At 37.5% G+C, this 14,951-nt stretch carries 7 protein-coding genes; 6 read left to right on the top strand and 1 reads right to left on the bottom strand.

Annotated features, from left to right (window positions below; genetic code table 11):
• Window positions 1-37: 37 nt before the first annotated feature.
• Window positions 38-343 carry a hypothetical protein gene (locus tag QQK06_RS05450; RefSeq protein WP_284243643.1) on the bottom strand — a complete coding sequence of 102 codons (306 nt, stop codon included), beginning with the start codon at window positions 341-343 and terminating at the stop codon, window positions 38-40.
• A gap of 172 nt (window positions 344-515) precedes the next feature.
• Here QQK06_RS05450 and QQK06_RS05445 point away from each other — a divergent pair, with 172 nt between their 5' ends.
• The 6 genes from QQK06_RS05445 to QQK06_RS05420 all read left to right on the top strand — a co-directional run bounded on the left by QQK06_RS05445 (window position 516) and on the right by QQK06_RS05420 (window position 14,910).
• Window positions 516-1,388 (top strand): helix-turn-helix domain-containing protein, encoded by an 873-nt coding sequence (locus tag QQK06_RS05445; RefSeq protein WP_284243642.1) that lies wholly within the window; start codon window positions 516-518, stop codon window positions 1,386-1,388.
• 235 nt (window positions 1,389-1,623) lie between these two features.
• Entirely contained in the window at window positions 1,624-2,973 is a 1,350-nt protein-coding gene (locus tag QQK06_RS05440; RefSeq protein ID WP_284243641.1) for a hypothetical protein, read from the top strand.
• A gap of 52 nt (window positions 2,974-3,025) precedes the next feature.
• Window positions 3,026-4,168, top strand: a complete 1,143-nt coding sequence (locus QQK06_RS05435; protein ID WP_284243640.1) for a hypothetical protein — start codon at window positions 3,026-3,028, stop codon at window positions 4,166-4,168.
• Between the two features lie 494 nt (window positions 4,169-4,662).
• Window positions 4,663-5,415, top strand: a complete 753-nt coding sequence (locus QQK06_RS05430) for a 4'-phosphopantetheinyl transferase family protein (RefSeq protein WP_284243639.1) — start codon at window positions 4,663-4,665, stop codon at window positions 5,413-5,415.
• A 677-nt stretch (window positions 5,416-6,092) separates the two neighbouring features.
• Window positions 6,093-8,468 carry an aminotransferase class I/II-fold pyridoxal phosphate-dependent enzyme gene (locus tag QQK06_RS05425; protein ID WP_284243638.1) on the top strand — a complete coding sequence of 792 codons (2,376 nt, stop codon included), beginning with the start codon at window positions 6,093-6,095 and terminating at the stop codon, window positions 8,466-8,468.
• Window positions 8,469-8,526: 58 nt separating this feature from the next.
• Window positions 8,527-14,910: a type I polyketide synthase gene (locus QQK06_RS05420; RefSeq protein ID WP_284243637.1), complete on the top strand. Its 6,384-nt coding sequence runs from the start codon at window positions 8,527-8,529 to the stop codon at window positions 14,908-14,910.
• The last annotated feature ends 41 nt before the right edge of the window (window positions 14,911-14,951 follow it).

Raw genomic sequence — 14,951 nt, 5'->3', positions numbered from 1 at the left:
ATAAAAAACTTTGTTTAGCCCGGAGGCATTTAAAAAATTAAAGTGTTTTAAATAAAGGAGGTGCGCGTAGCTGAGGCCTAATAAATTGAACCCGCGCTAATACAAGTAGCTGTTCAATTTTCGCCGAGGCACGAATAACCTGCTGATTGAAGGTAGTGACGACATCGACGTCGTCAACTTTATCTAAATGATTATGACATAAATGACATTCAACGCCGTTATCAAGTTGAGCTGTGATCTCAATATGTGAATTATGAACAAGCAGCGCAAACAGCCATACAGCAAGCAATAGTATACTGTATTGGCGATATATGCGGCTTTGAGTGTAAAAGTATTTGTTCATATAATTGTGATAATATAACACCTAAAAAAGTGAATCAATCAGCAGTCATATATATTTACATATCTAGCAAGGATAATGGCTTAATTATTTTTCATATCCGATTAGAAAGCGCTGATATCTTCATCTACACTTAGTGGCAATTCAAGATTATGACTGACAAGGATGTAGCATAATGAGTCAGGTGCAAGTTAATATCGCACTGATTAAAAAACTTCGGCGGACATTAGGATTGAGCCAATCTGATATGGCTGCTGCGAGTCAGAAAAAGCGGTTAAATGTCGCGCTATCAACTATCAAGCGGATAGAAAGTGGTAAGTCAGTTTCGCTTCGAACCATTCGTAATATTGCATTATTTCATCAATGCCCAATAGAAAATTTAATGCTAAATGATAAATATGATGAAGGTAATAGCATTGATGGCTTATTTACTGATGGGAAAACTTTTGGTGAAAAAGAGAGTGTATTGTGTTCGTCGGGTTACGATTTTGAGCTGGAGCAATTTGAAATGAGTTTGATGCGGGCGCTTAAGTTATCAAGCCCGCATCTAATTTGCTTAAAAAGTGATGAGCCAAACGCCATCGACTCATTGGTTGCTGATTTGTCAAAATTGGTGGCACGAAAAGATATTTGCTCTTATGAAGTGTCGATTGAAAAAGCGCATCACTTGTGGTTTACGCCGCTGCAGCATTTGGCAAACCTATTTATTGAAAGTGATGATAGTAGAGGTGGGTCAATCCCTCACCATTTTTATCAAGAAAAGAAGGGACAGTTCTGGTTACAGGATATTATTACCATAGCGAATAAAGATAAGCTGCCACGTGTTATTTTTATTAAGCAAATTGATAACGCCCAAAAGTTACTTATTAATAGTCTGGTTAAAATTATTCACGCCGCTAGGCAATGTCCGTTGGTTTTCGTTTTAACCACTAAAGGTGTGTGTGAAAACTTGTCACTGCTACAGCAAAGCCTCAACGTTAATGTGCCTAAACTCACCATTGAGTTAGCTGTTGGTGCAGCAAATCCTGCTTCTGTTGCTTTAATGTAAAAATCAACTCTAGTTTATCCGCTATTTTCATTGTTAAAACGGTTGTGATGCTGCAGTTTTTGGGGCGTTATTTCTTGCTATTTTTTTGACACCAAATTGAACTCAAACTGACACTAAGTTGAACCTACGGTTTAGGCAATGATGTCTTACACTTACCTTCGTTATTTCACCTTTTTGGGCTAGCCAATGTGCAGGATGGCGAGCTTTTCTATCTGTCATTACTTGGAGAAAAACTATGACAACTACTACGGATGTTTGGCAAAAGTATGCAACTGAACTAACTAACTTAGTCACCGCGGGTCAATTTGATAGCAATAGTCAAGTGATCTCATTTGCCGGTACTACGTTATCGGTAGATTTAGGGAACGCAAATGCAAAAGTAATTAATGATGTTGTTTATAATATCGCTAATACCATACCCGCTTATAGCCCTTCTTATGCGGCTAAAGGGGGGTTGATCAGCTCATATGCATCGTTTCTAGATGCGATTGATTTAAAAGGTGACCCTAATCCGAATCTAGATCCGGAAATTAATAACGCTACTACAGCATTTAATAATGCGCAAACTAATTTTATTGATGTGCAAACTAAAGCTTATAGTGCCTGGGCTAATTTTAAAACGGCTTCAGGTTCAGACGTTTCTTTCTTTACTTGGGTACAAAGTAACTATCCAGTTTACATTCAAGCGAAAAGCACGCTACAAGCGACAGAAAGTAAGCTGCAACAGTTAAATATTCAAAAATATGGTCAAGGTTATCAAATCATTGCAAATGCGATAAATATGGTGAGCTCATCTTCAGGGGCTTTAGATATTACTGCACAAACGCCATATAACATGGCGGTAGCTTCTGGAGCTACTGCTCCGGCAGGTAGTGGTCCTGCAGTATTACCAGGTGAAGCACCTCAACAACCAGCATCACAACTAGTTGATAGTTATGCGCCTGCTTATAACTTAAATGCATTTACTACTAAGTATCAGGAATGGCAGGCGGCCAGCACTAATAATCAACGTACCGGTGGCACTATTTCCGTATCATCGAGTTCAAAAGCTTCTCAATGGAGTCAATTTGGTTGGAGCGCTAATGTTGGTGGCCTATTTGGCGACTTTTTATCAATTGTTGGGGCTGGGTCAACCAGTGGTCAAACAACTACATTTAATACCCAATCAGAATCTTTTGGTCTAGAGGTGTCATTCACAGGCTTAGGTACTTTCCAATTGAATCAAGGAAAATGGTATCAAGCAGGCTTGGTTCAGGATTATAAAAATAATCTTAAGCCTAATTCTCCTGACTTTTTCGGTGAACATGGTTCTATGGGGCTTATTCCAACAGAAGCTATTGTTGGTTTTGAACCTGAGATTACCTTAACACTTGATCAGGCGGACTATGATAAGTTTGTGCAAACTTGGCAGGCGAATGCGTCAGCATCGTTAAATTTAGGGCCATTTCGATTAGGTAGCGCCAATGTTTCTACTTACGGTAGTCGTCAAGATATTAACTTTGATGCATCAAGTCGTCAGATCAAAATTGGTCCAGTGAAAAGTACCGTGCCATTATTACTAGGTGTCATTAGTACTAAAATCTAACCGGTAGCATTGAGGAATAGCGTTATTCGTAGCGCTATTCTTAATCATATATATGGACTCGACCAGCGCCTGGCAATATTATGCCGATAATATTGTGAAGCTAACCGTTGGGCAAATCGACCCTCAACTGCAGTGGTTTTGTAGTTCAGGGTTAACCACCCCATATGCGTTAGTGAATGCTGAAAATCAGCTCATCAATGATGCCGTTTACCGGCTCGGTAATAGCATTCCAGCGCTAAGTAATTCTTATATTCCGTATAGCGATTTATTTACCAGCTATCAATTGTTCCTAAACATGTTAACGCCAGAACTATTAGGCATGGCAAGCTCAGGTAAGGTTGCAGTTGCGCCAGATATAAAAGCGTTACAGCAGTCAATTGCTAAACAACTGTCTGGATTAAGTAGAAATCCACTATCTTTTGTCGATAATCCTGCGAACTTTATTAAGCAACGAAGTGTTGTTATCAAATCTATACATCAGCAGGAACAGTCGTTGTCACAGGCGTTTAAGCTCAGCGATCAGCAAAGATATGCCAATATTATTAGTGATGCCCGCAGTAAAATATGGCTGGCGAATAATATTACTGAGGCTACTGGCTGGAATATGAGGTCATCGACAACTGCTGGGCTTTATTTTCCACGTTATGAAATGCCGGGCTTTGTTGAGCAGTTTTCCCATTGGCGAAGTGCTAAAGTAAATCCGGTAACCATTGAAATTAATCAATCATCAATCAATCAACAAGCTTGTCACAATGTTTCTCAATGTCAGGCGATGGCACTTGATCAGAATTTATCCCCAAATATCAATATCAATGATCCTATTGTTAGGCAGGCCTCAACAATAGAAGTGGGTTTTCAGCGTCTAGGCAGCTTTGATATTAACCCCGGACTTTGGTTTAACCTGTCATTGATAAGACTGCAGCGCAGAGCAAAACCTGATGCTATGTCGTTATTCTTTGGTGACAATGGCACATTAAAACTCATGCCGAGTAAGATTATTCTGGGATTTCGTCCTTGGGTGCGGTATCGAATGACTAGCGCTAGTTATCAAGCAAGTAAAGCCGCATTTAAACAGCGAATTACCAGTTTAAGCGGTAAGGATTACAAATTTAAAGATGTCGAATCAACAATAGAATACGGCCCAACTACTACATCTTTACCAACATTCGTGGGGGTGTTATCTACTCGGTTGTAGTTTAAATGTATGATTTTTATTTAACTTACCCCTATTGGGGGAAAATATTGATGAGAAATTAGTTAGTAACTAAATTTGATTTCAGCATTATGCTTTAAACTGGTGCTTTATTAAAAATCTTATCGACCAGTAGTAATTAGTACTTGAGCTGCATATGATGTAACAAAAAGTGCAGGGCTAGGCATGCGTTGTTAGGGAAACTGTAAAGCAGATACATTTTTACTCTTTCAATGGGATTAAATGTTTTGCTTGTATTTTTCAAGTTTCTGTCTAATTTGGTTGGGGTGTTGATGATAGGCTAATGCCTTTATAACTTCGACTTATACATTGCTTTGTGAGTTTGTATTTAAGTGGACTAGAACACGAGACTTACCGATTATGAGCGATATGTATTACTCAATGTTATTCAGCAAGAATATTTAATGTGCTAGCTATCCTGAGATTGATGTGTGTTGTAAAATAATTCTCTATTGCTTATTAACATGTCATTTTTAGTGAAAGAAATCCAACAGAAAAGTTTATGCTCACATCGCGATAGCAACTTTATCACAGACCAAACATTCACCTATGACAAGAAAAGTCATATTTATTTCTTTTCTTGTCATTTTGACAATAAATTATATGACAAAACCTTATTTAACGATTTACAGATCTATTATCCCCCAGAACTGGACGCTTCTGTAGTCAAAAGGCAGGCTGAATTTCTTGCTGGAAGAATATCAGCAAAAGAAACATTACTGCGTTCAGGTTTATATCAATCGAATCCTCCCACCATTAACATTGGTCAACAGCGAAATCCTATCTGGCCAGAACATTTAATAGGCTCAATAAGTCATACACATAATCATGCGATGTGCGCTATTTCACTGAAAAAACATAATAGCTGTATAGGTATAGATATAGAAAACCATATGTCAGACGAACTAGCAGATAAAATAGGCTGTTCAATCTACTCTGAGGACGAAATAAAAAAATTAGTCAATGAGAAGTTATCCCATAAGCTTGCTAGCACGCTCATTTTTTCAGCCAAAGAAAGTTTATTTAAAGCAATCTACCCACTTGTAGGAAGGTATTTTGATTTTGATTGCGCTACTGTCACTAAATTTTCTTTAGCAGAGAAATATATATACTTGAAAGTCAGTAAAGCAATAATGAATGAAGGGATTAATATTGCCGATGAATATAGGTGCAATTTTATCCTTCTTGAAAACTCATTGATTACTACAATAAATCAGCGGGCTAGATAATATTAGAGATAATGTCTAAATTGAACCTACATGAAACCTCCCTAGACATAAATGTAACATTTTATATAATCATAAAAAGTGATAAAAGATACATATTATCAACCACGGAAATATTATACTTTTTTGACAGTTAAGTTTTATTTTTTTTAATTATTTCAATGGTATTCATATCATTTCCCGTCATAAAAGCGTAAGTTCCCCACTAAAAACTACCGAATAAAAAAAAACAGTTCACTTTGTTGAATAGTTACCACTTTTTTAACATATGTTAACGATTCACATTAGAAGATTCTCTAAATTATCCCCGTCAAAGATTATCAAGAAAAAAAGTTAAGAGATAAGGCATTCCTGCAACATTATTAGTAAGCGTATATCAACGATATAACCATGATTTGCTTTATTAATATTTGATGAATTGTTTATGAAAATATTGATATTTTTACGTTAGAGCACAAGGTGACACCCTAAGTGTTATATATTATAAAAGTATAAGTATCTGCTTTATTTAGAAGAATTTTGTATGTAAAAAGATAGTCTAACTTCCTATATAACAAGACTATAACCACCTTTTAGCAGTACGGAACGCTAAGCGAGTATATTTTATAGAATGAAATTTCATCTGAATTTCAATGGTTTAGTGATGCATGAATTTACAATTAAAATACAAAGGTATCAATATGGATATTAAAGAAGAACTTAAGTCGGATATAACAGTACACAAAAGTTTATCTATCGATAAATTAGTCAGTAATGAGTGGGACAGCATAGTACCTCGAGCTACCGGCCTAAAATACGATGTCCTTAGCACATTCGAAAAATCAAAAGTAAATAATTTGATATGCTCTTACTTAACCTTCAAACATAACGATAAGCTATTAGGGAAAGCAAACCTTTATGAAGTCTCTATGGACTTCACTTCAATGGATAAAAATTTATCTGATAACGCTAGAAAATTAATCAAAGATTGGTACCCTGATTTTTTAAACCTATCTATGATTGAATGCGGTTTATTTGCAATGAATGGTGATGGGCTAGTTGTATCTAATGAAGCAGATTTACCTAATGTAATTGCTAAAACAGCAGAAGACATTGAAGCTGTCGCCATAGAAAAATCATTAGACTTGTGTGTTTTTCGTGATGTAAAAATCAATGATTACCACCACTACGAGCAAGTTTTACTTCCTTTAGGTTACTTACCTTGTGCAGGATTCACTAATGCTGTTCTAGACATTGAGTGGGAAAGTTTAGACGACTATTTATTGTCAAGAAAATCAAAAACTCGCCATAAACTTAAAAATACCTTAACCATTGAAAAAGACTTTAATTTAACGATAGAGATCACTTCTCAATATAGTCATTTAGCAAAAGAAATGGCGACATTGTGGTCAAATGTTAATGCATCATCATCAGACTATAATCGCGAACAACTAGATGAGCAGTTTTTTTACGAATCAGGTCAACGCCTGAATGAATCCAGCGAAGCCATATTGTTCTTTCATAATAAAAAGCTTGTTGCTTTTATGTGGAACTTAATTGGCAGTGAAGATTATCATATGGCTGACTGGGGAGTTGATTATAGTTTTGAAAAATATCGTGAAGCCAATTTTTATCGCGCAGCATCAGTTTTATCAGTAAAGCGCGCCATTGAATTAAACAAACGACGAATGCAATTAGGTATGACAAATTATGTACCTAAGAAGCTACTTGGCGCAAAAATGCAGCCATTAATCTATTTTATCAAACACACGAAAAACTCGGACTTTACTTCAGTTGTGACTAGAATGATCACAGACGCTATTGATCATCCAGAAGAGCTAAACTATTACCCTAAAACACCTAACTGGCCTGACACAATGTCAGTTGATACCTACAAACAATTAATTAATAGCAAATCGTATTTATATAACGAACAAGACGTACTGCACTCAGTAGAATCTAATTATGAAATAGATATCCTAAAAGTAGGGGGGTTATATAGTTTTTATTCTGATATCAATGACACTGATATTGATCTTGCACGCAGTAACTTTTTTCGTTGTGCTGATGTGGGACAAACAACAGATATTATTGTAAAGACCTTATCTGACGGAACGAAGAATACCAGTAATGCACCAATGTTTTCTGGTGTCAGTAACAGCATTAAATCATTACAAGAACGGTTTGCGTTATTACTCAATAAAGAACAGAGCCAAATTTTTCCTTCGGCCACCTCAATTCATCAATCAGTATTGGGGGCAATATTAAATAATGACTCACTTATCTTCATAGACGACGCTTGCCACCCTGGTTTATGGCAGGCAGCACAACAATCAGGTGCAGAGGTTATTTCTTACTCTCACAATGATGTTAACTCTCTGGAAGCATTAATCAGTCAACATGAAGATCGCAATGCTTTAGTTGTCAGTGAATCCATTTTTTCTCTGTTAGGAAATAGTGCGGATTTAGAAGCACTTGTTTCACTTAAACAGCAGCACAAATTCAGACTATATATCGATGAAAGCCAGGCTTTTGGCATAATAGGTGAACAAGGCGCTGGTCTTGCAGAGTTTCTCAATGTTTCTCAAGATATTGATATTATTACCGCCTCTTGTATTCCTGGTTTTGATATTGACTGTGGCATAGTTTGGGGGACAAAAAAGTGTATCGATTATATTAAACATGCCAGCCTAGATTTAATATTTTCGGCAGGCGTTTCTGATATTGACAGTGCGCTACTGAATTATGCCCAAGACAATATTTCAACCGTTATCGCTAAGCGAACAAGCTTTTATCACCGTATCAACGAATTTGTAAATACGTTAGAACAGCAAAACTTTAGCGTTATTTATCATGACACATCGGTCGTCACTATCGTACTTTCAGACTTTATGTTGGCATTAACAATTCAACGGAAATTACTTGATCAATCGATAAAAACAATTGTCGTCGGTCCCCCTTCAGTACCTGAAGAAATGACGTTACTCAATCTAAGATTTCATGAGGATATTAATGAGTCACACCTAAACCATTTACGCCAAGCATTTAGCGGTATTTCAACAGCCATTTACGAATAATATGTAGGTTGATTCATCTACTAATCAACCAGTTTTTTTAGATATAAGGAAATAAAAAATGTTAACTACAAATAAAGAACCATTAGCTATCGTAGGTATAGGTTGTCGCTATCCAGGTGGTGCAAATGATGTCGAAAGCTTTTGGCAAATGTTAGCAGAAGGCGTTGACGGTATAAGTCAAGTACCAATGGAACGCTGGGATCAACGAAAATTTTTCGATAAAACAGATAACCGCCCAGGAAAAACCAAAGTGATGCAAGGCGGCTATATTAAACAATCTCTCAAAAAGTTTGACCCATTATTTTTTGGAATTTCACCACGAGAAGCAGCCTTTACAGACCCACAACAACGCCTTTTACTTGAAGTGCTTTGGGAAACATTTGAGGATGCGGGTTTAACACAAGATCGTTATCAAGGTTCAAATACCGGCGTTTTCATTGGCGCATTTAACCTTGACAATCTACTACTACAACTTGGTCGAGATAACTTAGAAAAAATAACGTCGTCTACTGCAGCTAGCGTTACTATGACAATGCTGTCGAATCGTCTCTCTTATACCTTTGATTTGAAAGGTCCTAGTTTAACAATCGACACGGCTTGCTCATCATCAATGGTTTCAACACACTACGCATGCCAAAGCATATGGAATGGCGAGTGCGAAATGGCGATCAGTGGTGGGGTCAATGTTATCTCCCGGCCTGAATACATGGTATCAATGAGTAAAGGTGGCTTCTTATCCTCTCATGGTCGTTGTAAATCTTTTGATGCCGACGCCCAAGGTTATGTTCGTGGTGAAGGTGCGGGAATTATTCTCATTAAACCATTAGCAAAAGCCCTTGAAGATAACGATCATATTTATTCTGTCATTCGAAATACCGGTGTAAACCAGGATGGTCATACACAAAATGGTATCTCATTCCCTAGCTCTACATCCCAAAAAGCCTTAATAAAGCAAGTTTATAAAGAGGCCAATATTAATCCTTTGGATGTTTCATATATCGAAGCACATGGCACAGGAACACAAGCTGGCGACCCAATCGAAATAGATTCTCTCGCATCCACATTCACACCAAAAAGATCTGCCGAAAAACCATGCTATGTTGGCTCAATTAAGTCAAACATTGGTCATACAGAATCGGCTGCTGGTGTTGCGGGCATTATCAAAGCATCTTTATCAATTGAAAAAGGAATCATTCCGCCAAACCTTCATTTTAACAACCCTAATCCAAACATTGACTTTAAAGATGGGGTAATTCAAATTCCAGTTGAAAATACGGTATGGGATGAAGGTAATAAACCCCGCATGGCATCGGTTAATTCATTTGGCTATGGCGGTACTAATGGTCATATCATTTTAGAGCAACATATCAACGGTAGCTCTGCGCGGAAGAATACAAAAAATGATACTGCATTAAATCAGCACCCTTTACATTTAATTCCATTAAGTGCAAAAACAACGGATGCTCTTAAAGAGGTTTGCCAAAAGCTATTCACACACTTACAAAGTAGCTCAGGTCAAAATATCTCAATAGATGAGCTAAATTACACACTCGCATTACGCAGAACTGCACTTCAAGAGCGAGTTTGTTTTGTTGTTAGTGACAAAGAGAATTTAATAGAAAAGCTAGCGCAATTTGCCAGAGGTGAAGTTCCTGAAGGTTGTGTAACAAGTAGTCAAAACAGCGATGAATCACAAGGCTTAGTTTTTGTCTTTACTGGTATGGGACCCCAATGGTGGAAAATGGGGCAAGAGTTGTATCACAAATCCCCTATCTTTAAATCTGTGGTTGACGAGTGTGACAACATATTTTACAAAATTTCAGGTTGGTCAATAAAAGCTGAAATGCTGGCTACGGAAGCAGAATCGAATATGGCGCGTACTCGTGTGGCACAGCCAGCAAATTTTATTATTCAAGCCGGATTATTAGCTCTTTATAAAAGTTGGGGGATCCAACCATCAGCAGTAGTTGGTCATAGCGTAGGTGAAGTAGCATCAGCATATGCATCTGGGGCATTGACCCTTTCTGACGCATTAAAAGTAAGTTTCCACCGAAGTCGACTACAACAAACAGTCGCAGGTCAGGGCAGTATGTTAGCTATCGGCATGGGAGGACAGAGTGCCTTTGATTTAGCTGACATGTATGACGAAGTATCTGTAGCTGCTGTCAATTCAAATTCAAGTGTCACGCTTGCAGGCAACGAAGAACAGTTAGAAGAAATTGCAGGAATATTAGAGCAGCAAGGTATATTTAATCGAATATTAGCTGTAGAAGTTGCTTATCACAGCTATCAAATGGATCCGATTAAAGATGAATTAATTAGCGTCTTATCTGATATTACCCCTAATCAAGAAACAACCCTTTTGTACTCAACGGCTACAGGTCAAGCAATAAGCGGCACCCAATTTGACGCTAACTATTGGTGGGATAATGTTCGTCAGCCTGTCAGTTTTGAAAAAGCTATCAAACAATTGATTGACGATGGTTATCAAGATTTTGTTGAAATTGGTCCTCATCCAGTAACTCGTAACTTTATTAGTGAATGTTTGTCTGATAAACAAACTGACGGAAAAGTAATTCCTAGTCTGATAAGAAAACAAGATGAGCAAATACAGTTTTTCCAATCTCTCGCCTGTATATTTAATCAAGGCTACAAACTTCAATGGCCTGATGCAGTTGTCAATGCCAATTATTGTAAATTGCCTAATTATCCTTGGCAGAGAGAGGAATATTGGAATGAATCCAAGCTATCTAATAATTTCTTACTTGGTAGCGGCGAACAACATCCTTTTTTCTACGAGAAATTAATGACTCCTGAGCCATCTTGGCAAGTAGAAATAAATGACAATTTCTTCCCTTTCTTACCCGATCATAAAATTTCAACTAGAGTCGTCTTCCCTGGCGCTGGTTATGTTGAAGCAGGTCTAGCTTTACAGAAGTATCAAAAAAATAAAGACGCAAGTTTTACCATAGAAAACTTAAAGTTCTATCGCATGCTAATGATAGATGAGGAAAAAGCCCAGCAACTAAGAATCGTTGAAAACCAGGGGCAGTATCGAGTTTATTCGAGCGATGTCAATAATGACAACTGGACATTAAATGCAAGTGGAGAATTAATTGCTCTACCAGTTGGCAAAAACGCAGAACCAGTCGACTTAACATCGTTGAAAGCAACTACCAATCGAACGATCAATATAGAAGAATTGTATCGAGCATTTGCAAAACGTGGGTTGGGCTATGATGCGCATTTTCAAACAATAAAAGAAATACATGCTGCAGATAATGTTGTCATCGCTAAACTTGTAGTCAATCAGGATGAATCAGACAATGATTTTGACCAATATCAAATTTATCCCACCTTACTTGATGGCGCTTTTCAAAGTTTAATTGCTTTAACAGATAACACTAATAATGCAACTCCGATGGTACCTGTTGAAGTTGGTCAAATAACACTTTACCGCCAACCTGGTAAAGAGTGCTGGTGTGTTGGAGAATTAATTGAGCAAACTGGCAGTGCGATGACATGTAGCATAAAGTTGATTGATGCTACGGGGGAAGTTTTAGTCGAATTACAGCAACTCGTTTGCCAAGCATTAGCGAGTGAAGAAAGTGAGCAACTCACCACAGATATAACGCAATGCTTTTATCAGTATCAATGGCTGTCAACTGAACAAGATACCACTGAACTTAATACGAGTGATTTGTTAATCAATGAAAACTGGTTAATCATCGCTGATCACAGTGATGAAAAAAGCTTTAAAGTATCTCAAGCAATACAAGCACGAGCATCTGATGCTAACGGCCAATACTCATCAATAGATTTGAGTCAAATGACAAATAACACTGAGTCCGATGATTACTTAGATGAGCTGTCAAACCTAGTAAGCGAGTATTTACAAAAAGGGATTACTCAATTAATTTATATTCCTGATTGCAACACTACCCCATTAGATTCTGAAGAAACAGTCAATCAATGTATTTCTCAGAGTTTACCTATGGTCAGTGTTGCACGCTGTATATCAAACCTCACCCTTGATAATGTAAAGAATAACGAAATAAACTTCGTATTTATAAGTCAAGGTAGCCAAGCGGTTACACCAGTAGAAAAAATTAACGCAGCTCAATCAGCAATTAGCTCACTCACGCATTTATTAGGCAACGAGATTGCAAATATTCAACCACGTCATATCGATTTTAGTGGTGAAGAAAGCTATTTCGCTGAAGAAATGTCGCAATTATGGATTGACTTAACAAACAAGGATAACTGTGAAGATATAGCATACCGTGGTGATTTAAGGTTTGTTAAAGTGTTAGCTGCTAAAAGTGTTGAATCAGGTGAACAAAACGTAATTGAACAGCATAATTCACAAACCTCGGCAATCGCAATTGACCTAACGGCGCAATCATCCAATCAGGGCGGCTATCAGCTAATACTTCCGAGTAGTCCAGGCGATGGGCAAATAACTATACGTTTGCATTCTGCTCATACAAATGCGGGTAATTTAGCAGCAAATAAACAACCTTTAAACGCTTTGTCTGTTCCACATGTAGCAATGGCAACTGTTGTAGAAAGTGAAAGTAAAGAGTTTGGCAAAGGTGATCTAGTCGTTGCGCTAATCACAGATCAAACATTATCTAACGTCGTTACCTTGTCAGAAAGCTACTGCGAGAAGCTTGAAAAAGACATACAACCTGAAATTGCATTACGCTATATTGGCCAATTAAGTGCATTAGCAACGCTTGATAGCGTCAAAGAAAAACTTCATGGCAATGTGTTCATTCAAAATGGTCATACAACCACAGGCACCGCGTTAATACAATTAGCGTTGGCGCAAAACTGCAAAGTTTATACAACGGCACCTACGTCTATATTACGCCAAGAATTAGCAGAACTTGGCGTATCTATGGTTGCAGATAATTCAGACTTAAGCTACATCAGTCAACTGAATCAATCAACGAATAATGAAAAATTTGCTTTAGTTATCAATGACCTTAATAAGGAGCATTTTACACACTGCTTTAAGTTACTAAGTGAGTCAAGCTTGTATTGCCACGTTGCACAAGAGAAATCAGGAGTTTTGAACTTTCCTGAAAGTGCTCAGCTACCAGATAATTATCAATACTGCTCAGTCAATGTTTTAAACCGTTTAATAACAGATACTTCATATCGTTCTGAATATCACGTGAATTGGTTGGCAGCTGTTAGAGATAATAAATTCTCCCAAGTAGCAGAAGCTCGTATCAATTTCTCTCAATGGCCCGTATTACAAAAACTCATCGAATGCGCCGATGAAACAGCCCCAATACGTATAGACTTTGATAACGCTAACATTGAAATTCATCGTACTGACAATATCCCATCAGTTAATCGTCAGTCGACATATCTTATTACAGGTGGAACAGACGGTTTAGGCTTAGAAATTGCGCGTTGGCTAGCTAATCAAGGAGTACAATCACTGGCATTGGTCAGTCGCAAAGGTTCAACTCGTACTCAGGCACGCAATTTTGTCGAAGAGATGGAAAAACGACAAATAAATGTTCAACTTTTCGATGTTAATATCACTGACAAACAAGCAGTAACAGATTTAGTCAAAGATATTGAAAGCACAATGCTACCACTAAAAGGCATTATTCATGGTGCCATGGTTTTAGATGATGATCTTACTGTCAACATGAACGCTCAACGTATGAAGTATGTATTAGAGCCGAAAGTTGCTGGAGCGATTAACCTTCACAATGCAACAAAAAACATCTCACTAGATCATTTCATTTGCTTTTCATCCATCTCCTCAATTATTGGCAACATTGGGCAAACTAACTATGTAGCCGCTAATGCGTATTTAGATGCGTTTGCACAACAACGTCACCAACAAGGGCTATCTTCAACCACGATAAATCTTGGGGTTTTACAAGAGATTGGCGTCGTTTCTCGAGATCAGGATTTAGCAAATATATTGACGGCAAAAGGCTTAAAAGGATTCACGACAAATGATGTACTAAAAGGTCTTGGCTATCTATTAAATGAGCAACCGAGACAAGTAGGCTTCTTCGACATTGATTGGTCAGCTTGGGCACAAGAATCACCCAAATCTTCTGCTTCTAGTCGTTTTAAAGGACTAGTAGAAAAAGCGAAGGCCAATAGTGAAATTCCTGCTGGACTTGTTAGCTTATTGGAGTTGATTGACGATCAGGAAGCATACTTCTCTCGTTTGAAAGAGATATTATCAATAGAACTTAGTCAACTACTCAATATGTCAGTTGATGACATTAGTAGTGACCGTAGCATTAGCGAGTTAGGTATAGACTCCATAATGAGTGTTGAATACTCTGCCAATTTACGGACAAAATTTGGCTTCAGTGTAACGTCAATGGAACTACTAAGTGGACCGTCTCTAGACCAAGTGGCTAATACTTTAGCCCTTCAAATAAGTGAAAAATATTAACCAGTAATATTGTAGCGGATTGAAAATAAGAATTTTCAATC

This window comes from Thalassotalea insulae (genome assembly GCF_030161395.1).
Classification (GTDB): domain Bacteria; phylum Pseudomonadota; class Gammaproteobacteria; order Enterobacterales; family Alteromonadaceae; genus Thalassotalea_E; species Thalassotalea_E insulae.
This window is presented reverse-complemented; position numbering and strand designations above follow the sequence as displayed.